This window comes from Aliibacillus thermotolerans, from assembly GCF_027853235.1.
In the GTDB taxonomy this organism is placed as follows: domain Bacteria; phylum Bacillota; class Bacilli; order Bacillales; family Marinococcaceae; genus Aliibacillus; species Aliibacillus thermotolerans.
Genome location: NZ_WKJG01000032.1, coordinates 1 through 23439, shown reverse-complemented (window position 1 = coordinate 23439; position 23439 = coordinate 1). Strand labels below are relative to the sequence as shown.

Here is a 23439-nt window from a genome sequence, read left to right as displayed (position 1 = left end):
TGTAAAAGGTGCTGGGTTAATGAATATGAATAATAGAATAAATTATTTCAAAACAGCACCTAAAGCATTGGAAAATATGATGGAGATGGAAAAGTATACAAGAAACACGTCGATTGATAAAAAGTTAAGAGAATTAATTAAAATACGGGTATCACAAATAAATGGTTGCTCTTATTGTTTGAACATGCATACGAAAGCAGCAAAAAAATTAAAGGTCACAGATGAACAGATTGCTCAACTGAAATCCTGGAACGAATCAACCTTATATAACCCAAAAGAAAAAATGGCATTAGAATTAGCAGAACACGTGACGCTTATCGCTGAAAAAGGTGTAAGTGATGAATTTTATCAACGAGTAAGAGAGCATTATAATGAAAAAGAGTATGTAGAATTAATTATGATTATTAATCAGATTAATATGTGGAATCGATTATCGATCTCGATGGGAAATACAGTGAAATAGTATCTTTCTTTAATTCGCCCTCTGATCCACTCCATCTGTCTCTTATGAGCACAAAATGACAGGCAATGAGAAAAACGGACTGCTAAAATCCTTCATAAGGAGTGAGCCATATGGCAATCGTTGAGGCATTACAAAAAGCAATCGAATATATGGAAGCTCATTTATTGGAAGACATTACAATCAAAGATATCGCTGCACAAGCTCATATGTCTTCTTATCATTTCCAACGAACATTTGTGATACTGACCGATATCACGGTGGGAGAATATTTGAGACGTCGTCGCCTCACGAAAGCAGCTCATGAACTATGCAACACAAACGCCAAAATTATTGACATTGCCTATAAATATGGCTATCAAACTCCGGAATCTTTTTCGAAAGCTTTTCAACGACAACACGGACTTACACCCAGTGACGCACGTAAAGGAATAGGTAACTTGCAGTCTTATAACCGCCTGACGATTCAAGTAAATTTGAAAGGGGTTGAACCGATGAAATATCACATGATGGAGCGGGATGATTTTCAAATTGTTGGGGTGAAGGAGTCATTTGAATGTAATGAAACATTCGATCAGTCCAAAGAAATCAATCGTTTTTGGTCGCAACTTGGTCAAGGCGGTACCATTGACCAATTGCTACGTTTGAATCATGGAGAGATAGCAGGTCTCATCGGTGCAACAATCGCTTATCATGAAGAGAACGATCAGATGGAATATATGGTAGCGGTGGAATCGTCCAGTGGAGACATACCAGACGGACTATTCAAGTATGAACTACCTTCGACGAAATGGGTCATTTTTGAAGCTGCGGGACCGGTAATGGATGTTGTACCAAAATTGTGGAAACAAATCTATTCGGAATGGTTTCCATCGAATGATTATGAGCATAGTGGTGCACCATCTCTGGAAGTGTATACAAGCCCGGATCCAACTAGCTCCACAGCTAAAACAGAAATCTGGGTTCCCGTTAAATAGGAAGTGAAATTGAAAAAGGAGAAAAAAATGATGCATTCTTATCAGGAAAATATAAAAATTGAATGCGAGGAAAATTGCGGTAACTCCCCTAAAAAATTGCTGCTGAAAGATGTAAGCATCGCTTTAGTGAAAAATGAAATCGACTTCTGTATGGAATGGATGAAAGAAGAGGTGGTTTGGGATATTATTGGAGACCAATTGATACAAGGAAAAGAAAACGTTGAAAAAGCATTAAATGAAATGAAAGATCAAGAAGTGCAAGAGTTGCGTATTCATAACATTATTACGCATGGAAATACTGGATCCGTAAACGGCATGTTGGTAAGAAAAGATAAAGAAAACATTGCTTTTTGCGATGTGTATAACTTCGCAGGATTCGGGAAGAAGGCAAAAATTCAGAAAATCACATCCTATGTGATTCATTTATGAACTCGTATACGCTAAAATAGAAGAACTACTCTCTTTAGGAATGGGATGTGAACGGGATGCATGCATCTTTTTTGCTACGATTCAGAGCCTTTTTGTATGATTACATCTTCATTCTCTTGTATATGGGTGTGATTTTTATCATCAGTACGTTCCTGTTTCCTGAGTTACAGCATGTATTTCAAGAATCGCTTCTTGTCGCACAATTGATTGGTTTTTTTCTCCTTACCTTTCCTGTCTCTGTTTATTTTATCATTTGTGATTCACGTCTTGTGGGACGGACCTTTGGGAAAAAGAAAATGGGGATTCAAGTTGTTCATCAAGACGGTCAACAGCTGTCACTTTTGCACTCTCTCGTGAGAGTAATATTGAAATTTTTACCATGGGAACTCTCTCATTATCTTGTCTATCGCTTCGTGGATGTTGGAGATGAGGGGGTTCCTTTTTCTCTTTTGATCATTATCGTATATGCGCTCATTATTGTTTATATATTGACAGCAATTTTCACAAAGAAAAAGCAATCCCTCTATGACCTCATTTGCAAAACGGAAGTGGTGAAGAATGATGACATACCTTGAGATGTTCTTGTCATCATTGCTATATTTCCCACCCTCTTTGGCATTTAAGAAAAGAAAATATCTCTAATTCGAGGTATTTATATTGCACCTTGACGAATGAATAAGTAAAGTAAGAGGTACGAAGAAGCGAAGTGGAGGGATATATATGTTTCATATTCCCGGGCATCATCATATTTCAATGATTACAAAAAACGCCAGTGAAAATAATCATTTTTACACACAAGTTCTTGGATTACGTCGGGTAAAAGTGTCGGTGAACCAAGATGATCCATCGATGTATCATTTGTTTTATGGGGATAAAACCGGCAGTCCAGGGACGGAACTGACATTTTTCGAAATTCCACAGGTAGGAAGAACATATCGGGGGACAAACGCGATTACGAGAATTGGACTCCTCGTTCCATCCAAAGACAGTTTAAAATACTGGAAATCACGCTTTGAAGAATATGGAGTGAAGCATGGGGAAATCACTATGTATGCCAAGCGGCCTGCCTTAAAATTTGAAGACCCTGAAGGACTTCGTTTCGTTCTCGTCGTTTCTAACGGTGAAAAAGTGGACCATTGGGAGACATGGGAAAAGTCTGACGTACCTGTTGAACACCAAATTCAAGGAATGGGAACGATTGAAATTACCGTTCGAAGACTTAATAAACTCGCACGGACATTGACAGACATGTTTGGCTTTGTAGGAGTGAGTCAAACGGAAGACGAAGCAATTTTTCAATCCATTAAAGGAGAAGTTTTTGGAGAAATCATCGTTAAACAAATAGACGGTCCGTCAGAAAAACCAGGCCGTGGCAGCATTCATCATTTGGCGATTCGAGCGAAAAATGATGCAGAACTTGCCTATTGGGACGAACGAGTAAAGAAAAGAGGATTTCATTCAACAGGTATTGTGGACCGCTACTATTTTAAAAGTTTATACTTTCGTGAATCCAATGGCATTCTCTTTGAAATTGCCACCGATGAGCCGGGCTTTACCGTGGATAGTAACGTAGACCAATTAGGAACAAAACTAGACTTACCACCATTTTTAGAGAATCGCCGCGAAGAAATAGAGGCAAAATTATCACCAATTGAAGAAAATGGGAAAAAGATTTTACCGTAACAAATGAGTGGAGTGGGTGTATATATCTCATTGATTTTTAAACCGATAACCTGCTCCCCAAACCGTTTCGATAAATTTCGGGTTCGAAGGGTCCTTTTCAATTTTTTCTCTAATCTTTCTAATATGGACAGTTACTGTTGTGGTGTCCCCAATTGAATCATACCCCCAAACGCGCTTAAACAAATGTTCTTTGCTGAAGACAATGTTTGGATTAGTGGCTAAAAAATACAATAAATCAAATTCTTTCGCAGTAAAAATCTTCTCTTCTTCATTAACAAATACCCGTCTTGCTCCAGGTTGTATCAGAAGATCGTTTATTTGTATATCACTGGACGGATGTTTTCGGTTGGTTAAACGATTATATCTTGAAAGGTGCGCTTTTACCCTGGCCACTAGCTCATTTGGGTTAAATGGTTTCACAATATAATCATCAGCACCACGGTCAAATCCCCGTATTTTATCAATATCTTCTTTTCTTGCTGTTACCATTAAAATGGGTATATCTAATGTTTGGCGTAATTTTTGGCACAACTCAAAACCATCCATCTCCGGAAGCATTAAATCTAAAAGAATCAGATGATACGTGTTTTTCTCCGCTAGTTTTAATCCTTCTTCACCAGTTAATGCAATATCACACTCAAAACCGTTAAATTCCAAATAGTCTCGTTCTAACTCTGCAATATTTCTTTCATCTTCAATAATTAATACTTTTGGCATTCATGTCACCTTTTTCAATGTAAAATATATACTTGTCCCTTTTTCTAATTCGCTCTGAGTCCAGACATGACCATCGTGACCTTCTATAATTTTTTTGACAATCGACAGTCCCAGTCCACTCCCACCGGTGGAAGAATTTCTAGAAGTGTCGATGCGATAAAAACTTTCAAATATATGAGGGAGATCTTCTTTTTTTATACCCATTCCATTATCTCTTATTTCCACTGTGACATGATTTGGTTCAGAAGTTAGAAAGACCTTGATTTTCTTTTTATTCTTATTAATATATTTTAGGCTGTTTTGAACAATATTTGTCACAGCACGTTTTAATTTATCTCTATCCGCTTTTACCAAGTACGAATCTTCTCTGTTTGCGACAAGCATTGCAGTACCTTGTTCTTTTTCTAAATGAAAAGATAATTCATCAACAAAATCAGCAAAAAAGGTATATAGATCTACTTTTTCAAAATGGAAGGGCACTTTTTGCAGGTCTAGTTTGGAATATAAAAATAATTCATCGATCAATTCGTCCATATCGTTTGCCGTCTTATAAATAGTATCCAAATACTTTTTTAATTTTTCGGGAGTATGAGCCACTCCATCTTGAATTCCGGTAATATAGCCCTTGATGGACGTCAGTGGGGTTTTTAAATCGTGAGAAATGCTCGCGATTAATTCTTGCCGATTTTGTTCATATTGCAATTGCGCTTCTTTTGCATCTTTCAGTTTTATTCGCATTGCTTCAAATGTATTAGTCAATTCCCCGAGCTCATCTTTTTTATTGGATTGTATACTATATTCTAAATCACCTTTACTTATTTTTTTGACTGCAATGGATAGTTTATTAATAGGAGTGAGGATGCTTCTGGAAACTAAGTAAGTTAATAATCCATTGGTTAAGGCAAAAATAATGATCATGAGAATAAATCGTACACGAATAAACAGTTCTAGTTCCCGACCGGTAGGTTTGCCATTATTTATTACAAAAAACACGTATCCTAACATGATTTCAACAGCAAAGAAACAAATTATTGGAATAACAATCATTCCAATATTGGTTAAAATTAGTCGCTTTCTTATGGACAATATTATCACCCGATTCATTAAAAAGTTACTGCTTTTATGAACGATTTCTGCTTTTTTGCTCAATCATCGGTACAATGATTGCACAAAGTAATGCAGTAAAATAAGGTAAAAATTTGATGCCGATTGGCTCATTAAGAAACAACATTCCAAAGATACCTATCATGCTAGATAAAGCAATTCCAATGACAAACCCTCCCAATAATCCTACTAATATTGTTAAAAATGTTCTCATTGTTCTTCATCCTTTTCAAACTTTTGGTTGTAGAAAATGATCTTCCATGACGAGAAAACAATTACGCATGATAATGTAAATAAGAAAATTGCAATAATGACGTGCAAAGGGCCAACCCACGGTGCTATGGAGTTCATATTGGCTGTAAAATACATAAGGAAAATAGATACGAATACGCCAAAAAGCTGTAAAAATGTTTGTCGTGGTAAAGCTCCTATGAGAGCGACGATCAGCATGAAAATAGGTAAATGAAACCCAAATAAATGAACAAACATCATGTGCTTCATCCAAGCACCTGCATCTAAAAAAGTTGCTACCCCGGCTAAATAAAACTGAGTAATGATACAAACTGTAAAAAGACTTGCTAATATGAAATAAATAATTCTTCCAAATTTTTTTCTGTTCTTGTTAGCTTTCATGGTGCTACCTCCTGTCATTTAGATTCGCGTTTATCGTATAAAGCAAATCTAAACGACTTCTTATCTAATTCTTAAAAAAAGATTAAATCTAATACTCGTCTACGGATGCATTGTTGAAATAGAATAGGAAAGATTCTTAACCACTATTTGTATAGACTTGTCATTGACAAAACTATCAATTTCAATTACAATTCAACTAGAGTAAAAACGAATAGCATCCTGCTAAAGGGGAGTAGCAGTACAATAAACGTCGTCATTACGAGAATTTTTATTCTCCGGCTTTATTGGCAACAAATTTTTGTTGTATGCAAGACCTTTACACTTATGGTAAAGGTCTTTTTATATTTTTCTTGGCCTTTACCATGAGGGTAAAGGTTTTTTTATTTTCCTTTTTAGGACAAACTTTGGGAGGACAAAGGAATGGATATTGCATTATTAGCTGAATATGGATGGGTACTCATCGTACTCGTATTGATGGAAGGTCTTTTAGCGGCAGACAATGCGTTAGTATTAGCGATTATGGTTCGGCATTTACCGAAAGAAAAACGTAGGAAGGCATTGTTTTATGGCTTAGCAGGAGCATTTGTGCTAAGATTTGTTTCGCTCTTTCTCATTTCTTTTTTGGTGAATATATGGCAAGTACAAGCAATTGGTGCAGTTTACCTTCTATTTTTGTCCTTTAATCATGTGTTCCGGAAACTAGTGAAAGGGAAGGCAGAAGAAGAAGGACAGGTGATGGAAAAAAAGCCAAAAAAGCAAAGTGGTTTTTGGATGACAGTTTTCAAGGTGGAACTAGCGGATGTGGCCTTTGCATTAGATTCCATTCTAGCCGCGGTGGCTTTAGCGATGACATTGCCAAATACCCCACTGCCGGCAATTGGAGGCATGGATGGTGGTAAATTTCTCGTCATTTTTGCCGGTGGGATGATTGGTGTCATCATTATGAGATTTGCGGCTGGAATATTTATACGGATACTAGAGAAAAGACCTGGGCTTGAAATGGCAGCTTTTGTCATTGTTGGTTGGGTAGGGATAAAATTAGCGGTATTAACTCTTTCCCATCCATCACTTGGCTTCATAAGTGAAAGTTTTGCCCACTCCACTGCTTGGAAAGTGACATTTTATGTTGTTTTAATCGCAATTGCAGCAGCTGGCTGGTTTTTCTCAAAGAACAAGAATGAGAAAACATCCGAGAAAACTTCCCAAGTTTCTTAAAACAAATATCCGAGAATGTTCCATGATGGATACGTTCTCGGATTATTATTTTCGCCAAAATGTGGTACAGTTTGCTTTATCTTTAAGATTAAATTCAATCAATTGGTCAAGTAATGAATACTCAACGGGTTGATCCCATTTTATCCGAATTAATTCTTTTGTGTAGTCATAACCAGTTTTTTTAATTTCATTCTCAAATTGGTTAATGGCAACATTTTCAGGCGCAACTGCGATATGTTTTTTGCTACACTAAAGCCAATAATGAATGTGCCATGTTCCGTATACATTGGTTGATTCCATTTTTTTCTTGTTTTAAATGTGGATAATGATGACGTATCCAAGTAAAGATTTGTTCCATTCTTTCTCTTTTGGAACGGTCGTCTATTCCTTCTAAAAAATTATTAAAAACGGTCATGTTGTTCTCTCCTTCACAAATGATTCGAGATTACCTTATCAATTTTCATCAAGTGTTTTTATCTTACCACAATGTAGATACCAATTTTTTTAGTGTCATTGTGTATAAATAAATCTAATTTCTTACTTTAGAACTAGTTGAAAATACTTCGCTATTTGTAAACGCTTTTATCATTTTTGATATTAATACTTTTTACATAATCATCGTAATATTTAACGTTGGTTTATAGGCAAATAGGATGATGTTCGGTAATATTTAATTATACAGGAAATGTAGCGTGGATAAGTTACCGGAAAAAGGGGTGTAACGTCATGGACCAGATACAAATTTATCACGTGTATCAACCACTGTTTACACTGAATGATTTAGAAATATTTGGGTATGAAGTCTTAACTCGTTGTGATAACTTTTCAGACATCGAACATTTATTTCAACAAGCAATGGAAAATAAGACGTTATATGAATTAGATACAACATCTATTTTTAAAGCCCTTTCCACTTCGGGATTGTCTCATAAAATTTTTATTAATATCTACCCTTCCACGATGTTGCATCCTCAATTTTTTACGTTTTTACAAGAGGTGGAACAAAGGACGATGGTTAAAGACTCGATTGTATTTGAAATTAATGAATCTGAAAAAATAAAAGATAGAAGGTTATTTAAAAATATAGTAAATCGGTTAAAACGCCGTGGATATGAAATCGCTGTCGATGACTATGGAAAGGGAGAAGCTACTTTCGACTTTGTTACGGACATTGATCCTCATTATATTAAACTCGATCAGTCATTTTCACGCAACTTAACAGATTCTTTTCCCAAACAGCAGCAAATTAGGTCGCTTGTGGAGATATGTCACGAGAGAAACATGACGCTCATTTTGGAGGGGATTGAAAACAAAAGTGAGTTGCTTGTAGCTGCGCAACTAGGTGTGCATGTAGGGCAAGGATATTATCTAGGAAAACCTAAGTAGGAGGAGTGTTCATGGATTCGGACTTTTTAATGATATTATTTTTGTGTCTTTTCCTCGTACTGTTTTTAATCACAATTGTTTCATTTGCCGTAGAAATTCAACACAAAAAACGAGACATTCAAAGACTAAAAAAAACGATTGCAGAACTAGAAAAAAAATTAAACCAAAAACATTACAGACAGGATCATCGTGTTGAATTTACGTCAAAAAAATGTACATTTGAGATTATAAGAATTGGCAATCAAATTTTTCAACAATCGGAAAGAAAACAAGGGCAAGGGGATGCTTTAGACATTAGTCGAAGTGGTCTGAAACTGTTGTGTCGGTATGATTTGCCAGTAAGAAAAAAAATCATTCTTCAACTGAAGTTTCATGTGAATAACAAGCCGTTTGTGCTCACCGGGAAAATTGTACGTAAAGAAGAGACTTTAGAACAGGTTGCTTATGGAATTCAGTTTATCGGTAATGATGAGAAATTGCTTCAACAATTAGCCCAACAATTACAAAAGGTTGAAGTGACGAAAGTAAAACAAAAGGAGATGCGAAAGTCCGTGGAAAGAGAAGAGAATCGTGAGCCAAATCATGCAGTTGAGAATTAGCGCTATTGCCTCTTAGTACGTTGCACCCCGACTCCATTCCTGCTAGTTGGTGTTTTTTTTTCTACGAAAGCAGTTACCTCCGTTATCGCTCATCGATAAACATTGAAGTATGTCCCCTAGCACCAATCAAAACGATCGACGCTTCATTCGAAATAATATGAGGATGAACGCTCTTTTTCTCGACGTTGAATTTTGATGGATTGATATTTGAATGAAGTCCTCGTTTTCAATGGAAACGTAAAAGACTGAAGCGAAATGATGATCCATGATGAGGGGGCTGTCTAATAAGTCCTGAAAAATAAATCGAGCGTTCCTTTCAACAATCATTTAGCGCTGAAACGGTTCCATACATCGTGCATGGATTGCTTTCACAATGGTGTTTGGATTGAAACGGTGCCATGATCCGTTCATAGCTTGTTTCCACAAACTATTTTTATATGAAACGGTGGCATGCCCCATCCATGGCTTGCTTTCACAAGCAATACTTTGATCAAACGATGGCATGACTATCCATGACTTATTTCCATCAACAATTTGGTGTTGGAACATGCCATGATTCGGCCAAGAGGCGTTTTCCAGAAGCAATTTTTGATGAAGCGGTAACAAAAAAATGTCCAAAATGTCACCAATCAGGACTTTTTGGACAGCTCCGTTTCTTTATGCTCTCACTTTTTTAAAATCCTCCATGTTTTAAAAATTGTCTATTTCGAAATATATTCATCTATGATACAATCATGTATATGATAATGAGAATCGTTATCAATATATCCGAGTAGGAGGAATCAATCATGAAAGAGGCGGAAGTTTTTGATGTAACTATTATTGGCGGAGGGCCTGCTGGATTATTTTCTTCCTTTTATAGTGGTTTGCGGGAAATGAAAACTAAGATCATAGAATATCAAAACCAACTAGGTGGAAAAGTACATGTCTATCCTGAAAAGTTGATATGGGATGTGGGTGGTATCCCCCCTATTTCAGGAGAAAAATTAATTGAACAATTGGTTGAACAGGCACTAACTTTTCAGCCAACTGTTGTTTTGGGTGAAAAGGTGTCAGAAATTACGAAAAATGAAGCGGGACTGTTTGTGTTAAAAACAGAATCCGGCGAAAAACATTATTCTCGAGCTGTAATTGTAGCAATTGGCGGAGGGATTATTAACCCGCAAAAGCTGGAAGTAGAAGGGGCAGAGAATTTTTTCAGTTCGAATTTAAATTACACCATTAAATCACTGAAAAAATTTAAAGACAAAGTTGTTGTTATTTCCGGAGGGGGACATACAGCCGTTGATTGGGCAAATGAACTTGAACCGATTGCCAAAAAAGTGTATTTAACTTATCGAAAAGATACGTTAAACGCTCACGAAGCTCAAGTTTCCCAATTATTAAATAGTTCTGTGCAATGTTTCTTTTATACGGAAATTACAAAATTAATTCCAGATGGCACTGGTACAATCATTGAAAAAGTGGAACTAACCAATAACCAGACTGGTGAAGTTACTACTTTGCCTGTCGATGAAGTGGTAGTGAACCATGGTTATAAAAGAGAGCAATCGTTGTTAGAAGAAAGCAAGTTAAACATTGAAATGGTGAACGAATATTTTATGAAAGGAAATGTATTTTGTGAAACAAGTGTCCCAGGCTTGTATGCAGCAGGGGATGTCATTCACTACGAAGGAAAAGTCCATTTGATTGCCGGTGCTTTCCAAGATGCCATAAATGCTGTAAATAAAGCAAAATTATATATTCAGCCAGAAGCTGATGAAAGTGGAATAGTATCCTCTCATAATGACATTTTTCAGAAGCGGAATCGGGAACTTATCAACAAACAACTTCAAGAACAAGTGGTTGTAAAATAGCTTCTCTGTCATCAAGAGATAAAGCAGCAATAAGGAGTATTCAAGGTGAGAGAGAGACTAACATTTTCAATTTTAATCACAATTCTTCTTATCATTTGATTCGGATATGGCTTACGTATGTTTGATTCGCTCGAGAAGCTTGGGAATGAACTTTACGGAGAATAACTGCAAAGAAAAAGAGATGGATTCATGAATGTTCGAATCCATCCCTCTTATCTTGCTTCCATTGTCGTCTTACTGCAGAGGGAGAAATACCAGTGTATTTTTTATAAAGTCTGCTAAAATAATATGGATCTTGATAACCGACTTGTTCGGCAATGTCACTAATGAATAGGTCTGTTGTTTTAATGAGTTCTGTCGCTTTTTCAATTCGAACTTGAATGAAGTAATCCATCGGACGTTTGTTTGTATATTTTTTTCATTCAGCTGGTCGATTCTGCTTTTTCAAGGAGCAATTCTGTAAACAGTGTTACTTGTTCACGGATGGCAATCGGATCATAGCGATAGAACTGGTCAAAATCATTAATGAAAAACGTATCGTTTTTTACTGCATCGAGGTTTTGATAAATAGACATATTTTGCAATTGATTGAGTGCCGTTCCCGTATTTTCCGGGTCATAGACTGTCATGAACATATAATCCGCTGCATATTCAGGAAAAACTTCCATTGAGATTTCAGCGTATCCATCTCCCTCCATAATGTCTGTTTGAATTTTTTCAGGAGCTTTAAGGTCAAATGCGTCGTATAATACTTGACCACCGCGCCCGAAGTTCTTGCCAAACACCCATAATTTGCCGTCAGCTGTTAATTCATAAATGCCGACCGTTGTATTTTCATCTACTTCATCTTTCAATTGTTCTTTGGCAGCGGCCACGATTTCATCATACTCTTCTGAAAAAGCCTTTGCTTCTTCTTCATTTCCGGTAATATCTCCAAACAATGTTAGCGTTTCATAAATATCAGCATCTGTATTCCACGGAATATAAAGGGTAGGTGCAATTTTTGAGTACTCTTCATAATGATCCTCATACATCGTAATAATTAAATCAGGATTTAATTCAACCATTTTTTCTACATTCATCGGTGTACCTAAATCCGTTACATCGTTTAATTGATCCTGTATAAATGGATGGGAAAATGCATCTGAATCAGCACCTACCAGATTTCCTCCAACCGCGAGCACTTCTCCAGCATAAAAGTCTGTGACAATTCTTTGAGGGTTTACCGGGATTTCTACTTCTCCTTTTACTGTTTCAAAGAGTCGAGTGTCCGTTGTTTCTTTGTTTTCACTTTCTATTTCTTTATTTGCTTGGTCATTTCCGTTACAAGCAGCTAACATTAATATGAGTGCTAGTATCAGAAGACTGATCCAAAAGTTTTTCTTCCACATATCCATTTCTCCTTTATATCTCATTAAACGTTAGACTTTGTCAATAAATATAAGAAATACGGGGCACCAATAACTGCCACAACGAGCCCCGCTGGGATTTCAGAAGGCGCAAGAATCACCCGACCAATGGTATCTCCTAATAGTACGAGTAAAGCGCCTAATAGTGCAGAAATTGGCAAATAATATTCATGCCTACTACCGATCAGTTGTTTTGCTAAATGAGGGGCTATGAGTCCGACAAAACTAATGCTGCCACTGACTGAAACGCTAGAGGCTGCCAAACAAACGGCAGCACCTATTAATATTTTGCGTTCTTTTTCAAGGTCTGTCCCTAGGCTAATGGCTAATGGATCTCCTAAATGGAGAATGTTGAGGACACGTACTTTTCCATAAACAATTGGAAGAAAAATGATAAGCCAAGGTAACAATGCCAATATGTAATCCCAAGATGTCGTACCAATGTGTCCTGCTAACCAGTAGGCGACGGTTTCGTATCTCTCAGGGGTCAAATGAATTGTTAACACAATCATCGCTGCTTGAATCCCTGCTTGCACTGCTACTCCAGTTAATATTAATCTCATTGGCAAAAGACCCTCATTCCGCTTATGAGCGAAACGGTAAACAAGAAATGAAGAGAAAAGGGCACCAAATAGGGCGAAAACAGGAGTGAAATAGGTGGAATTTAACACACCAACGGGTACAAATGAAACAAACATGAGAATGGCTAAACCCGCTCCGGCATGAATCCCTAGAAGTCCAGGTTCCGCCAAAGCATTACGAGAGATACTCTGTAATACACAACCGGATACCGCTAAACCGATTCCTACTAAAACGGATAAAACAATTCGTGGTAAACGAAATTCAAATAAAATTAAGTGTTGTTGTCGATCCCCGTTTCCTATGAGCGTTTGGAATACTTCAGATGGGGACTGGCTGTTCGCCCCGGTATTCATGCTAAAAATGAATGTAAGGATGAGTAGAATAAAACAGATTGCTGTAATCATTAAAAATTTTCGCTTTTTCTTTTGCTCTGTTTTCGATGTTGACATATGTTCTATCAAAGCCCTTTTCCTCCTTTCCTCGCGATGTAAAGGAAGAAAGGAACCCCAATAACCGCAATCAGTGCACCAATCGGTGTCTCGTTGGGAGGATTCATCATTCTTGCACATAAATCTGCGATCACCATAAATAAACTACCGACGACGATGGAATTAGGAATAATCCAACGATAATCATGCCCAACGAGGAAACGAGTGAGATGGGGAATGAGAAGTCCGACAAAACTAACTGCTCCAACCATAGAAACCGCAATTCCTGCTAAGATGAGCACAACAATAAACCCGGCAATTTTAATCAAGGTCGGTCGTTGGCCTAGTCCAATCGCTATCTCTTCTCCTAAACTAAGCAATGTAATCGAACGGGATAAAAAAAGGGCACCAATGAAGGCAATCAATACCCATGGAAACATGTATTCCAGATTCTCCCATGTCGCTCTCGATACATCTCCGGCATACCAAAAGGCCAAATCTTGTTCTAAATCAAAGTGAATAGCAATCCCTTGGCTGAGGGAAGTTAGCAATGCTGTGACTGCTGCTCCGGCCAAGACGAGCCGCATCGGCGTTAATCCTAATCGAGACATCGAGCCAATGCCAAACACGATGATTGTACTCATGGCAGCACCTGCAAAAGAAAAAAATAGGAAGTATTGATAAGACAAGCCTGGAAAAAAAGACAAACTAATTGCTACCATAAATGCAGCCCCTGCGTTTAATCCTAATAGCCCGGAATCAGCCAAAGGATTTCTCGTCATCCCTTGCATAATAGCTCCGGCAACTGAAAAACAAGCACCGATAATAGCAGCTCCTAATACGCGGGGGAGTCGAATTTCTTGAATGATTTGGTGGGATGTTAAATCCCCATTAAAAGAAAAAACAGCCGACCAGACTGTCATTAAATCAATATCGGCCGCACCAAATGAAATAGATAGCCCGATAGCGAAAATAAGTCCAATGATTCCAATCAATAGTACAAGAACGCCAGTGATAGGTTTTGATTTTGTTTTCACTTTGATTGTTTGTGAGGAATCCTGTTCCGTCATATTTTTGGTGCGAGACATGTTTAAACACCCTTAGAAGATTGGTAAGTAAGACAAATAGGATGATTGCTTAATGGACACTCCGTCATAATGGCTTGAATATCGAAAACTGCTTCCATGTTTTCCGCTGTCATGACTTCATTCGGTGTTCCTTCTGTCACGATGGCACCATCTTTCATGGCAATTAAATAATCGGAAAAACGGGAAGCATGATTCAAATCGTGTAATACCATCACAATGGTTCTATTTTCTTTCTCATTTAGGCTTTTTAAAAGTAGCAAAATATCCAGTTGATGTGCTAAATCTAAATACGTGGTAGGTTCATCTAACACTAAAATTTCCGTCTCTTGTGCCAGTGCCATTGCTATCCAAACTCGTTGTCGTTGCCCACCTGAAAGGGCTTCCACCGGACGGTCACTAAAATCCGTGACACCGGTGACTTCCAATGCCCACTGTACCGCCTCAACATCCTCTTTTTTCATGGAATGAAACCCCTTTTGGTAAGGGAATCGTCCATAGGAAACAAGTTCATAGACCGTTAAACCGGAAGGAGTTTCGGTCGTTTGTGGGAGAATCGCCATTCTTTTTGCTATATCTTTTGTAGATAATTGATGAATCGCTTTTCCATCAAGATAAACCGATCCTTTTTGCGCCTTTAATAATCTTGAAATTGTTTTTAATAATGTCGATTTTCCACACCCATTTGGTCCAATAATGGTTGTGATTTTATTTTCAGGAATGGTCACATCCAAGCCGTCGATAATGATGGAATCACCATAACCAACTGCTATTTGTTCGATTGTTAGTGTTGACATCAGTCCATCACCTTTTCTTTATGACGAAAATGAGAATCGTTATCATTTATGTGATATATTACACGAACATTGCTCATTGGTCAATATGTTATTGACAAAATAATTACGCAGGAAAAAAGGAAAGGTCCCATGAAGATTTTATATGACGCTTTTTTATAAAAATTGTTAAAGAAGGGCATTTTAATTGGAAAAATATAGAATAATGATGAACAAACAATTTCATAAATGAAAATTTTAGGTAAATATAAATCCTGTAATTGTTAAAAAAGAAATGGAAGGGGCGAATGAGATGTAAATTGATCCTATAACCTTTTAATACGACAAAGAGGGAAATCCTGCGTCAAAACAGGATTTCCCTCATTTATATGATTAGAAAGAGCCTTAGGCTTGCAAGCAGCTTACTATTCTACTTCTTTCAAAATTTTTTCAATCGAAGTAATACGTTCTTTCATTTCTGCCATTTCTGTCGCTAATTTTTCATTTAATCGTGCCGATTCTTTTTGTGCTTCAATGGCTTCTGCTGCTTGTTTTTGGTAGACTTCTTCTTTTGTTGTTTTAATTTTCGTTTGCCAAACTTTCGTCAATGAAACGATCATTACGACGCCAAGGGCAATTAGTAAAATAGCAAACCCCATTCCTGCCAATCCGTAAATTGTTTCTTCTTGCATCATTCTTTTCCTTCTTTCTTTTTGATTGTTAACGTTTTTACCGCTTCTTTAATGAAGTCCTGCGTAATATGGAAATCAAAAGGTTCCAGTTCATAATATTTCATTGCTTTACCGTCCTCTGAAACTTCCATTTCTGTTTTTACCATCCCGGCTTTTTCTAATTTTTGCAGGTGCATGTAAAGAAGAGGACGGCTCATTTCAGCTTCTCTCGCAAGTTGACTGACGTATTGCCTGCCATTGGTCAATATAGAGATAATTCTCAAACGATGTGGATTCGCCAATGCTTCGAATAAGGCAAGAAGCTCATCCCCATTCATTGGTTCTTTCATGACTCGGTAGCCTTTACTTGCACATTTTTCAACACGTTAAAAACGAATAGAACGACACCTATTAGGATGAGAATCCCACCAATTCCACTCATTGGTCCTCCAATCCCAATTTCACCTAATCCGAATAATATCATCGCAAATGTAAGCAGTGGCACACCGATCATCATCAGCCAAAAGTGAACTTTCGCTAATGTGTTTTCACCTGCGTAAGGGAAGAGATGATAAATGACTCCTGATATGGCAAGGGATACCCATCCGAGTAAATTAATATGCGTGTGAGCTGAAGTAAATTGAAACTTATCTGCAAATCCCATATAGATACCTAAACTAATCCCAATCAAAAAATAAATCACAGATACTTTTATGAATTTTATCCCCACTTATTTTGTACTCCTTTCTTTAAATGAATAACTATCATGTGTAATAAATATATTACAGGTGAAAAATAATGTCGACATATTATTTTCTTTCTTTCCAAACTTAATGTTTTCTTAAGTAATCAATTAAGTGTTTCTTATGTATTCATTTGTATATTGAACATATAAATTTTTTCCAAGAAGAAGAGGTATGATGATGATAAATAAAAAGATATATCTTCTTTTGACAGATACGGGTACATTGTTTACAAAGTTAATAAAGCTATTTACAAAAAAGCGATACAATCATGCGTCGATTGCTCTCGACGCTGAATTATTAAACGTGTATAGTTTCGGCAGGAAAAAGGTTCATAATCCGGTACAAGGAGGATTTGTAAAAGAAGACGTGGAGCAACGATTTTTTCAACATGCAGATTGTGCGATTTATTCGCTCCCTGTAACAGAGAGTCAATTGGAACAAATGAAACGTTTCATACGAAACATAGAAGAAGAGGAGAAAAACTACCGCTATCATTTCTTAGGTTTGTTTGGATTTATATTAAATAAGCCGATAACAAGGGAAAAAGCATTTTTCTGTTCACAATTTGTAGCCACCGTCTTAATGGAATGTGACATCATGGAATTCGAGAAGCCATTATCTCTTGTGGCACCGTTTGACTTACTGGAAGACGCTGCATGGAGACTGGAGTATGAAGGGAAATTGAAGGATTATCCCCATCAAAAGAAATCGGATGATTTTTCTTCTCCGGTTTTCCTTCCAGTGGAAAATGTATAAGCAGAAACAGGAGGGATGAAAGTGGATGAGACCATTCGTATTTTAGTCGTGGAAGACGATGATGACATTAACAAATTGCTATGCAAAATTATAAAAAAAAGTAATTACAAACCACAGCCTGCCTATTCTGGCACAGAAGCTCTCATTTATTTAGAGAAACAGAAGTATGACTTGGTTTTGCTCGATCTCATGCTTCCGGGGATGAATGGGGAAAAAATTCTTGCCAAAATAAGAGAACAAGGAACAATTCCTGTGATCATTATTTCAGCCAAAAATGAAAAGGAAACAAAAATTCATAGTTTGCGCTCAGGAGCAGATGATTTTATTTCCAAACCATTTGATGTGGATGAAGTATCGGCACGCATTGATTCGGTATTACGTAGATACAAAGAGTCGAATATCGCCCATAAAAAAGTGCTCACGCATAAAGATATTCATCTTGATTTGGAAACGAAAACCGTTCACGTCAATGGCGAAGAAATTGCGTTAACTGTTCGAGAATACAAAATTCTAACCCTTTTAATGACTTCTCCGAAAAAAATTTTTTCCAAAGCGAATCTGTTCGAAAGTGTTTGGGGGGAGATTTATCACGGGGATGACAATACGGTGAATGTGCATGTGAGTAACTTACGAAATAAGCTTGCGAAAGCAAATCCAAACGAAGAATATATTGAAACGATCTGGGGAATGGGTTATCGCATGAAATCTTAAGTTTTTCTTAAGGTTTGTCTTAAGCCTTTCTTATGTTTCAACGACGATACTAATGTTGAAGGGAGGCGATGAAACAAATGAATGATTATGTGTTACGAACAAATCATCTTACAAAAAAATATAAAAAGGATATTGCCCTTAACAACGTAAATGTTTCGATAAAACGAGGTGAAATTTACGGATTAATCGGTCGAAACGGTGCTGGGAAATCAACGATGCTTCGGTTAATTACGGGACTAGCTTTTCCGTCAGGTGGATCGATCGAACTATTTGGAAAAATTCAACCGAATGTAGCCATTGACGCACAAAAAAGGATGGGTGCCATTATCGAACAACCTGCTCTCTTCCCAAACATGAGCGCTTATGAAAACTTAGAGGTTCATCGCTTACAAAAAGGGATTCCCGGGAGAGAATGTATTGATAAAACACTTGAATTGGTTAGTCTGATGGATACAGGAAAGAAAAAAGTGAAAAACTTTTCCCTCGGGATGAAGCAAAGACTAGGATTAGCGATTGCTTTATTAAGTGATCCGGAATTTTTAATTCTTGATGAGCCGACAAATGGATTGGATCCAATGGGAATTGTTGAGATGAGGGAATTAATCAAAAGATTAAATCGTGAAAAAGGAGTGACTGTTTTAATCTCAAGCCATATATTAAGCGAACTCCATCAACTCGCAACGAATTTTGGGATCATCCATCAAGGACAGCTCATAGAGGAACTGACCACAACAGAGTTGGATGAAAAATGCAGACAACATTTGCGAATCAAGGTAGACAATCCGACGATGGGTGCAACTGTATTGGAACAGCAATTATCGACGACTGATTTTGAAGTGATGCAAGACGGTACTCTGAAACTTTACAATTACCTCGATGATGTCCGTACCGTCTCACGTGCACTAACGAACCACGGACTGACCATTCTCCATCTCTCACAAAATGGGGACAGTCTTGAAAGCTATTTTTCAAAGCTAGTAGGGGGTGAAGAGAATGACTAATCTTATCAAAGCGGAAATGTTTAAATTACAACGGAATAGAACATTTTGGGCACTCATTGCAACTGTCGCAGGCTTAAGTACATTCCTGCATTATCTCGTTATCATTGACTGGTGGCAAATGCATGGGACTGTATTTGACCGTGCCGGATTAAGTGAACTAGATGCTTTATCCACTTTTACAGTCCCGCTATTTTTTAATTTAATCGTCAGCACCCTTGCAGGATTTTTTATTTCCATCGAGTTTTCAAACAGTGGAGTCATCAGAAATCAAATCATCAGTGGTCATAAAAGGTCTCACATTTTCATTGCGAAGCTTCTTGTCTTTTCACTAGGTTCGATTATTGTTACGGTACTTATTCCAGTCATAACAGCTATTATTATCGCCATTTTATTTGGGCAAGGAGATGGATTGAGTCTTACTCATGCCATGTATTTAGGAAGGGCTTACGGTTTATTTACACTTCAATTTTTAGCCTTTGCATCGATTATTATGTTATTAGCCATTATTACGGGCGATCAAGGGAAAACAATCATTTTATCCATCCTGTTTACCATTGCAATGTTTGCTGTGGAAAAACTATCTAAACCATTTTTTCTTGAAATGGTATATGAAAATACAATATTTTATCAGTTTACCGAAGTGTTTCAGTTGACAATGACAAACGGCGAAATCATGAAGTCCATAATAATTGGAGTCCTATCATGCATGATGATATCCTTGTGTGGAATCCTTGTTTTTAATAGAAAGGAAATTAAATAACTTTGACGTAAACGGGTGAAGCCCATGTTACTCTTAGCAATTATTTTATTATTCGTGACAATCTTTTTACTTACTCGCTTCATTGCTCTAAAAAAAGAAGTGAAAAAAATAACGAAACAACTGCAAAATTATAACGATCGGAAAACAAATAAAAAAATTGATATGACTCTTTTCGATCAAGAGATGGAAAAACTAGGTCAAGAATTGAATACACTGATCGATTTACATGTCGCGGAAAATAGAAAGAGACTCCATTTTGAAAATGAACAGAAAAAAGCAATTGCGAATATGTCCCATGACTTAAGAACCCCGCTAACTTCCATTATTGGGTATATTCAAATGGCGAATAATGATGACGTGACAGATAGAGAGAGAAAAGACTTACTAACCACTGCAAGTGAACGGGCGAAAAGGTTGGAGAGATTGTTAAATGATTTCTTTGAACTAAGTATGATAGAATCCGTTGATTATACATTGGAATCGGAACGAATCAATTTGAAAAAAATAACAGTAGACGTGTTAATGAGCTTTTACGACCTTTTTCAAGAAAAACATCTAGAACCAACGATTCATCTATCTGAAAACGATGTATTTATTTTTGCTGATGAATCAGCGGTCATACGCGTGATTGAAAATTTGCTGTCTAATGCACTTACCCACTCCGATGGAAATATCATGATTAAGCTTAACGAAGAAGAAAGCACGGTTCAATTGATCGTAAAAAACGATGCATTTTCGTTAACGGAACAAGATGTAGAGCGCATGTTTGACCGTTTTTTTATGGCAGACTTATCTCGTTCGGGCAAAAGTTCGGGATTAGGCTTGTCGATTGTAAAGAGCTTGATGGAAAAAATGAACGGAACCATTACAGGTGATCTAAAAGATGGTCAACTATCCATTGTATGTGAATGGAAAACAGTGAAATCACAGTAAAAGACTTGTTGTGTCGTCATTGCAACAAGTCTTTTAAATTTGCACTCATAATTTATTAAATTTGATTTCAACAGAATTGAAGTTTTCTATAATAATCTTTTTCTACCAAGTCTGTTGGTTTTATTTTTGTGGCGGGACTTTGAAAATATGCGAGTCCGGCAACCTGTAAAATGTTATAAACAAACTGGGAACAAAACATAATGTTCGGCCGGAGGGAAACTTTCGATACAAGTCCAACAAGGTTATAGGCACTACCTGTTTCGTTAATTTCTCTAATTTTATCAATGGCAAGCTGTTTTTTCTCTTTTGGAGCGGCAATTTTATAAACTAAAATGGAGGCATCATCCTTTTTATTAAAGAATTCCAACTGTTCCACATTTAATCCCGGAGGAGAGACATTTTCCCCGCCGTTATAACTAATAATTGTTTTTAAGTCTCGATCAAAACTTAATGATACGTGATTATATGCTTTATTCGTAAACAATGAAATAAGTTCACTGGCAGGACTTCCGGTACTTGAAATGACAATATATAAATGCTCGTCGTTCAAACTTTTTTCGCATTCCTCAAAATATTCTTCTGTTAAAGTGTTTTTGTTGATGTATTTCGTGTAACTATGTCTAGGGATATCTTGTAAAATTTCATGTACATTATCTTTGGATAAAGTATTTTTACTTTTTATCACTTTGTTTTTAAATGTGTTGCCCCGGCGATGGAATTCTTTAATCATTTCAAAACTGATGACCGACGCATCTTTGAAAGAATGGGAAAACTGATATTGCAGTTTGTACAAATAGTTTAAATACAATACAAAAAATGGAACGAACATCGTGAGAATGGCAATAAATTTTTTAAATAGAAATAGAATTCCAGTTTGAACCCCTGAAAATACAAAAAATACATTCAATACGTGCTGTGCTGCCATGATAAGTATGTAAATGATAGAAAACATGATTTTTGTCGTGAGCGTATTTTTAGATAGCCACACCTGTCCAATAAAAAGGACTGCGATGAGGGAATAGATGACTGCAAATATGCTAAATGACTTGGTTGACATGAGAAAAATAAACAATAATAGACTTAAGAATTGTAACAATCGAACATATATTTTTTTTAAAGTCAAACCGCTTTGTACTCCTTTCGATTGATCTCCATTTGATTTTATATGATCATTTCATCCGATAAAAACCGTTTCTTTTTTATAGGGTACCATGTTTTTGACGTGTTTATAATGAGGACATGAAGGAGGACAAGGGATGCTTCAAAGGATGAACGAGGCGTTGTATTATATCGAATTACATTTGAATAATGAAATTGATGAAAAAGAACTGGAAAAAATAACAGGAACTTCTATTTATCATTTCCGAAGAATATTTTCATATCTTGCTGGGATGACATTAGGGGAATATATTCGTCTTCGGAAGTTATCGAACGCTACTTTTGATCTGCTTCATGAAGGAATGACAGTGACGGAAACAGCCTTTAAATACGGGTATGAATCAGTGGATGGATTTTCCCGTGCATTTCGAGAATGGTCGGGAATCAGTCCTTCAGAAGTAAAAAAAAGTAACACGCTGAAAGCATTCCCAAAACTTTCCTTCCAATTAACGATTCAAGGAGGAATACAGATGGATTATAGAATTGAGAACAAAGAAGCGTTTCAGATTGTCGGGGTGAGTAAAAGGGTTCCCATTCAATTTGAAGGAGAAAGCGACGAAATTATCAAGTTAGCTAAAAGTATCACATCGGAACAGAGGAATCAATTGCATAGTTATGCAAACATGGAGCCAAAACAAGTGGTGAATGCATCCTACAATTTTGATGAAGGGCGTATGGAGGAAAAAGGCAGTCTCGATCATATGATTGGCGTCTTGACGACAAAAGAGTCAGATTTTGAGGCGTTCGATGTCGTAGAAGTTCCAGCATTAACTTGGGCAATTTTTTCTTCACAAGGTGAATTTCCAAAAGTTATGCAAGAGACCTGGGGGAAAATCGTCTCGGAGTGGCTTCCATCTTCCGATTACGAATTAGTAGAAGCTCCAGAGATTTCATTTACGGGAGATTTATCAGATAGAAGTAATGTGTATAGTGAAATTTGGGTTGCTGTGAAGAAGAAAGGAGAAGTTTAAAGGAGCATTCTAGTTGTTTCTCCATCAAAACGGGGCTGGAACCAATATCTTGAAAACCTCTTATAACCGTCTTATGACATCTCTAATTGAAAGCTACTGGAATGAATTCATGGGGTTCATTCTGCTTCAAAAAGAGTAAAACAGGTTGCATGAACGCTTCATGCAATCTGTTTTATCAGTGCGCCCGGCATGGGTGTAGTCTATAGGGTGCAAGTCCCGAGCCACGGAGGCAGAAGTAGTGGTTAGCTTAACGCAAGGGTGTCCGTGGCGACGCGGAATCTGAAGGAAGCGGGCGGCAAACTTCCGGTCCGAGGAACACGAACTTCATACAAGGCTAGGTATCACTGGATGAGTTTGCTGAACAAAACAAAGTCCTTTCTGCCAAAGGTGATACAG

General features: G+C 37.1%; 28 protein-coding genes and 2 pseudogenes. 15 read left to right on the top strand and 15 right to left on the bottom strand.

Translation table 11 applies throughout. The annotated features are described in order from the left end of the window. The first annotated feature begins 25 nt into the window (after positions 1 to 25). The 5 genes from GJS40_RS05210 (at position 26) to GJS40_RS05190 (ending at position 3549) form a co-directional block, all read left to right on the top strand. Positions 26 to 463, top strand: coding sequence for a carboxymuconolactone decarboxylase family protein (locus GJS40_RS05210; RefSeq protein ID WP_270896722.1), 438 nt, complete (start codon positions 26 to 28; stop codon positions 461 to 463). Between the two features lie 110 nt (positions 464 to 573). After that, a complete protein-coding gene (locus GJS40_RS05205) occupies positions 574 to 1437 on the top strand; it encodes an AraC family transcriptional regulator (protein ID WP_270896706.1) in 864 nt (287 codons plus the stop codon). Between the two features lie 30 nt (positions 1438 to 1467). Continuing rightward, positions 1468 to 1866 carry a hypothetical protein gene (locus GJS40_RS05200; protein WP_270896705.1) on the top strand — a complete coding sequence of 133 codons (399 nt, stop codon included), beginning with the start codon at positions 1468 to 1470 and terminating at the stop codon, positions 1864 to 1866. Between the two features lie 56 nt (positions 1867 to 1922). Then, on the top strand, positions 1923 to 2441 hold the full coding sequence (locus GJS40_RS05195; protein WP_270896704.1) for an RDD family protein: 519 nt from the start codon (positions 1923 to 1925) through the stop codon (positions 2439 to 2441). Positions 2442 to 2586: 145 nt separating this feature from the next. After that, positions 2587 to 3549 carry a ring-cleaving dioxygenase gene (locus tag GJS40_RS05190; protein ID WP_270896703.1) on the top strand — a complete coding sequence of 321 codons (963 nt, stop codon included), beginning with the start codon at positions 2587 to 2589 and terminating at the stop codon, positions 3547 to 3549. Between the two features lie 27 nt (positions 3550 to 3576). Here GJS40_RS05190 and GJS40_RS05185 read toward each other — a convergent pair whose 3' ends face one another. Genes GJS40_RS05185 through GJS40_RS05170 form a run of 4 tightly spaced genes read right to left on the bottom strand, consistent with a single transcriptional unit; the run spans position 3577 to position 6003 of the window. Continuing rightward, positions 3577 to 4266, bottom strand: coding sequence for a response regulator transcription factor (locus tag GJS40_RS05185; protein ID WP_270896702.1), 690 nt, complete (start codon positions 4264 to 4266; stop codon positions 3577 to 3579). Continuing rightward, complete coding sequence (locus tag GJS40_RS05180; protein ID WP_270896700.1) at positions 4267 to 5415, bottom strand: sensor histidine kinase; 1149 nt, start codon at positions 5413 to 5415, stop codon at positions 4267 to 4269. Beyond that, on the bottom strand, positions 5387 to 5584 hold the full coding sequence (locus tag GJS40_RS05175) for a DUF5957 family protein (RefSeq protein WP_270896698.1): 198 nt from the start codon (positions 5582 to 5584) through the stop codon (positions 5387 to 5389). Before GJS40_RS05175 ends, GJS40_RS05180 begins: the two co-directional genes overlap by 29 nt. Next, a complete protein-coding gene (locus GJS40_RS05170) occupies positions 5581 to 6003 on the bottom strand; it encodes a DUF6220 domain-containing protein (RefSeq protein WP_270896696.1) in 423 nt (140 codons plus the stop codon). The genes GJS40_RS05175 and GJS40_RS05170 overlap by 4 nt, the downstream gene beginning before the upstream one ends. A 420-nt stretch (positions 6004 to 6423) precedes the next feature. Between GJS40_RS05170 and GJS40_RS05165 the strand changes: the two genes are divergently transcribed. After that, positions 6424 to 7218, top strand: a complete 795-nt coding sequence (locus tag GJS40_RS05165) for a TerC family protein (protein WP_270896695.1) — start codon at positions 6424 to 6426, stop codon at positions 7216 to 7218. Positions 7219 to 7263: 45 nt separating this feature from the next. Here the strand turns inward: GJS40_RS05165 and GJS40_RS05160 are convergent. Then, positions 7264 to 7633 (bottom strand): annotated as a pseudogene (locus GJS40_RS05160) (iron chaperone). Positions 7634 to 7944: 311 nt separating this feature from the next. Here GJS40_RS05160 and GJS40_RS05155 point away from each other — a divergent pair. Together GJS40_RS05155 and GJS40_RS05150 are read left to right on the top strand one after the other, a co-directional pair. Next, positions 7945 to 8604 (top strand): EAL domain-containing protein, encoded by a 660-nt coding sequence (locus tag GJS40_RS05155; RefSeq protein WP_270896694.1) that lies wholly within the window; start codon positions 7945 to 7947, stop codon positions 8602 to 8604. An 11-nt stretch (positions 8605 to 8615) separates the two neighbouring features. Next, on the top strand, positions 8616 to 9203 hold the full coding sequence (locus GJS40_RS05150) for a PilZ domain-containing protein (RefSeq protein WP_270896693.1): 588 nt from the start codon (positions 8616 to 8618) through the stop codon (positions 9201 to 9203). A 327-nt stretch (positions 9204 to 9530) separates the two neighbouring features. Here the strand turns inward: GJS40_RS05150 and GJS40_RS05145 are convergent, their stop codons facing one another. Next, the gene (locus GJS40_RS05145; protein ID WP_270896692.1) at positions 9531 to 9821 is read right to left on the bottom strand and encodes a hypothetical protein; all 291 of its coding nucleotides are present in this window, start codon (positions 9819 to 9821) and stop codon (positions 9531 to 9533) included. A gap of 170 nt (positions 9822 to 9991) precedes the next feature. On the opposite strand from GJS40_RS05145, the gene GJS40_RS05140 reads away from it, so the two are divergent. Next, on the top strand, positions 9992 to 11059 hold the full coding sequence (locus GJS40_RS05140; protein WP_270896691.1) for an NAD(P)/FAD-dependent oxidoreductase: 1068 nt from the start codon (positions 9992 to 9994) through the stop codon (positions 11057 to 11059). A 187-nt stretch (positions 11060 to 11246) separates the two neighbouring features. Here the strand turns inward: GJS40_RS05140 and GJS40_RS05135 are convergent. The 8 genes and pseudogenes from GJS40_RS05135 to GJS40_RS05100 form a co-directional block, all read right to left on the bottom strand. Beyond that, positions 11247 to 11465, bottom strand: a pseudogene (locus GJS40_RS05135) (helix-turn-helix domain-containing protein); the annotation flags it as partial. A 16-nt stretch (positions 11466 to 11481) separates the two neighbouring features. Continuing rightward, positions 11482 to 12450 carry an iron-hydroxamate ABC transporter substrate-binding protein gene (locus GJS40_RS05130; RefSeq protein ID WP_270896689.1) on the bottom strand — a complete coding sequence of 323 codons (969 nt, stop codon included), beginning with the start codon at positions 12448 to 12450 and terminating at the stop codon, positions 11482 to 11484. A 23-nt stretch (positions 12451 to 12473) separates the two neighbouring features. Next, a complete protein-coding gene (locus tag GJS40_RS05125; protein WP_377901864.1) occupies positions 12474 to 13508 on the bottom strand; it encodes a FecCD family ABC transporter permease in 1035 nt (344 codons plus the stop codon). Then, positions 13508 to 14566 (bottom strand): FecCD family ABC transporter permease, encoded by a 1059-nt coding sequence (locus GJS40_RS05120; RefSeq protein ID WP_270896687.1) that lies wholly within the window; start codon positions 14564 to 14566, stop codon positions 13508 to 13510. The genes GJS40_RS05125 and GJS40_RS05120 overlap by 1 nt, the downstream gene beginning before the upstream one ends. A 2-nt stretch (positions 14567 to 14568) precedes the next feature. After that, positions 14569 to 15360 carry an ABC transporter ATP-binding protein gene (locus tag GJS40_RS05115; protein ID WP_270896686.1) on the bottom strand — a complete coding sequence of 264 codons (792 nt, stop codon included), beginning with the start codon at positions 15358 to 15360 and terminating at the stop codon, positions 14569 to 14571. A gap of 401 nt (positions 15361 to 15761) precedes the next feature. After that, positions 15762 to 16028 carry a hypothetical protein gene (locus GJS40_RS05110; protein WP_270896684.1) on the bottom strand — a complete coding sequence of 89 codons (267 nt, stop codon included), beginning with the start codon at positions 16026 to 16028 and terminating at the stop codon, positions 15762 to 15764. Beyond that, positions 16028 to 16357, bottom strand: coding sequence for an ArsR/SmtB family transcription factor (locus GJS40_RS05105; protein WP_270896682.1), 330 nt, complete (start codon positions 16355 to 16357; stop codon positions 16028 to 16030). Before GJS40_RS05105 ends, GJS40_RS05110 begins: the two co-directional genes overlap by 1 nt. Beyond that, a complete protein-coding gene (locus GJS40_RS05100) occupies positions 16354 to 16737 on the bottom strand; it encodes a cbb3-type cytochrome c oxidase subunit I (RefSeq protein ID WP_270896681.1) in 384 nt (127 codons plus the stop codon). The genes GJS40_RS05105 and GJS40_RS05100 overlap by 4 nt, the downstream gene beginning before the upstream one ends. A 193-nt stretch (positions 16738 to 16930) precedes the next feature. On the opposite strand from GJS40_RS05100, the gene GJS40_RS05095 reads away from it, so the two are divergent. From GJS40_RS05095 to GJS40_RS05075, 5 genes are all read left to right on the top strand, one after another. Beyond that, positions 16931 to 17509 carry a hypothetical protein gene (locus GJS40_RS05095; protein ID WP_270896680.1) on the top strand — a complete coding sequence of 193 codons (579 nt, stop codon included), beginning with the start codon at positions 16931 to 16933 and terminating at the stop codon, positions 17507 to 17509. A gap of 21 nt (positions 17510 to 17530) precedes the next feature. After that, positions 17531 to 18220, top strand: a complete 690-nt coding sequence (locus GJS40_RS05090) for a response regulator transcription factor (protein WP_270896678.1) — start codon at positions 17531 to 17533, stop codon at positions 18218 to 18220. Positions 18221 to 18297: 77 nt separating this feature from the next. Beyond that, positions 18298 to 19221 carry an ABC transporter ATP-binding protein gene (locus GJS40_RS05085; protein ID WP_270896720.1) on the top strand — a complete coding sequence of 308 codons (924 nt, stop codon included), beginning with the start codon at positions 18298 to 18300 and terminating at the stop codon, positions 19219 to 19221. After that, positions 19214 to 19981 carry an ABC transporter permease gene (locus GJS40_RS05080; RefSeq protein ID WP_270896677.1) on the top strand — a complete coding sequence of 256 codons (768 nt, stop codon included), beginning with the start codon at positions 19214 to 19216 and terminating at the stop codon, positions 19979 to 19981. The genes GJS40_RS05085 and GJS40_RS05080 overlap by 8 nt, the downstream gene beginning before the upstream one ends. 24 nt (positions 19982 to 20005) lie before the next feature. Further along, entirely contained in the window at positions 20006 to 20914 is a 909-nt protein-coding gene (locus GJS40_RS05075) for a sensor histidine kinase (RefSeq protein ID WP_270896676.1), read from the top strand. Positions 20915 to 20981: 67 nt separating this feature from the next. On the opposite strand, the gene GJS40_RS05070 is transcribed toward GJS40_RS05075, so the two are convergent. Further along, positions 20982 to 22037 carry a hypothetical protein gene (locus GJS40_RS05070; RefSeq protein ID WP_270896674.1) on the bottom strand — a complete coding sequence of 352 codons (1056 nt, stop codon included), beginning with the start codon at positions 22035 to 22037 and terminating at the stop codon, positions 20982 to 20984. 133 nt (positions 22038 to 22170) lie between these two features. On the opposite strand from GJS40_RS05070, the gene GJS40_RS05065 reads away from it, so the two are divergent. After that, positions 22171 to 23043 (top strand): AraC family transcriptional regulator, encoded by an 873-nt coding sequence (locus tag GJS40_RS05065; protein WP_270896672.1) that lies wholly within the window; start codon positions 22171 to 22173, stop codon positions 23041 to 23043. The last annotated feature ends 396 nt before the right edge of the window (positions 23044 to 23439 follow it).

Bases quoted from the DNA above. Each gene is read 5' to 3' on its own strand.
- GJS40_RS05210 (WP_270896722.1), top strand. From the start codon at position 26: ATGAATAATAGAATAAATTATTTCAAAACAGCACCTAAAGCATTGGAA.
- GJS40_RS05185 (WP_270896702.1), bottom strand. From the start codon at position 4,266: ATGCCAAAAGTATTAATTATTGAAGATGAAAGAAATATTGCAGAGTTA.
- GJS40_RS05190 (WP_270896703.1), top strand. From the start codon at position 2,587: ATGTTTCATATTCCCGGGCATCATCATATTTCAATGATTACAAAAAAC.
- GJS40_RS05075 (WP_270896676.1), top strand. From the start codon at position 20,006: ATGTTACTCTTAGCAATTATTTTATTATTCGTGACAATCTTTTTACTT.
- GJS40_RS05105 (WP_270896682.1), bottom strand. From the start codon at position 16,357: ATGAAAGAACCAATGAATGGGGATGAGCTTCTTGCCTTATTCGAAGCA.
- GJS40_RS05120 (WP_270896687.1), bottom strand. From the start codon at position 14,566: ATGTCTCGCACCAAAAATATGACGGAACAGGATTCCTCACAAACAATC.
- GJS40_RS05170 (WP_270896696.1), bottom strand. From the start codon at position 6,003: ATGAAAGCTAACAAGAACAGAAAAAAATTTGGAAGAATTATTTATTTC.
- GJS40_RS05200 (WP_270896705.1), top strand. From the start codon at position 1,468: ATGCATTCTTATCAGGAAAATATAAAAATTGAATGCGAGGAAAATTGC.
- GJS40_RS05165 (WP_270896695.1), top strand. From the start codon at position 6,424: ATGGATATTGCATTATTAGCTGAATATGGATGGGTACTCATCGTACTC.
- GJS40_RS05175 (WP_270896698.1), bottom strand. From the start codon at position 5,584: ATGAGAACATTTTTAACAATATTAGTAGGATTATTGGGAGGGTTTGTC.
- GJS40_RS05195 (WP_270896704.1), top strand. From the start codon at position 1,923: ATGCATGCATCTTTTTTGCTACGATTCAGAGCCTTTTTGTATGATTAC.
- GJS40_RS05095 (WP_270896680.1), top strand. From the start codon at position 16,931: ATGATAAATAAAAAGATATATCTTCTTTTGACAGATACGGGTACATTG.
- GJS40_RS05110 (WP_270896684.1), bottom strand. From the start codon at position 16,028: ATGCAAGAAGAAACAATTTACGGATTGGCAGGAATGGGGTTTGCTATT.
- GJS40_RS05115 (WP_270896686.1), bottom strand. From the start codon at position 15,360: ATGTCAACACTAACAATCGAACAAATAGCAGTTGGTTATGGTGATTCC.
- GJS40_RS05085 (WP_270896720.1), top strand. From the start codon at position 18,298: ATGAATGATTATGTGTTACGAACAAATCATCTTACAAAAAAATATAAA.
- GJS40_RS05130 (WP_270896689.1), bottom strand. From the start codon at position 12,450: ATGTGGAAGAAAAACTTTTGGATCAGTCTTCTGATACTAGCACTCATA.
- GJS40_RS05140 (WP_270896691.1), top strand. From the start codon at position 9,992: ATGAAAGAGGCGGAAGTTTTTGATGTAACTATTATTGGCGGAGGGCCT.
- GJS40_RS05065 (WP_270896672.1), top strand. From the start codon at position 22,171: ATGCTTCAAAGGATGAACGAGGCGTTGTATTATATCGAATTACATTTG.
- GJS40_RS05155 (WP_270896694.1), top strand. From the start codon at position 7,945: ATGGACCAGATACAAATTTATCACGTGTATCAACCACTGTTTACACTG.
- GJS40_RS05080 (WP_270896677.1), top strand. From the start codon at position 19,214: ATGACTAATCTTATCAAAGCGGAAATGTTTAAATTACAACGGAATAGA.
- GJS40_RS05150 (WP_270896693.1), top strand. From the start codon at position 8,616: ATGGATTCGGACTTTTTAATGATATTATTTTTGTGTCTTTTCCTCGTA.
- GJS40_RS05205 (WP_270896706.1), top strand. From the start codon at position 574: ATGGCAATCGTTGAGGCATTACAAAAAGCAATCGAATATATGGAAGCT.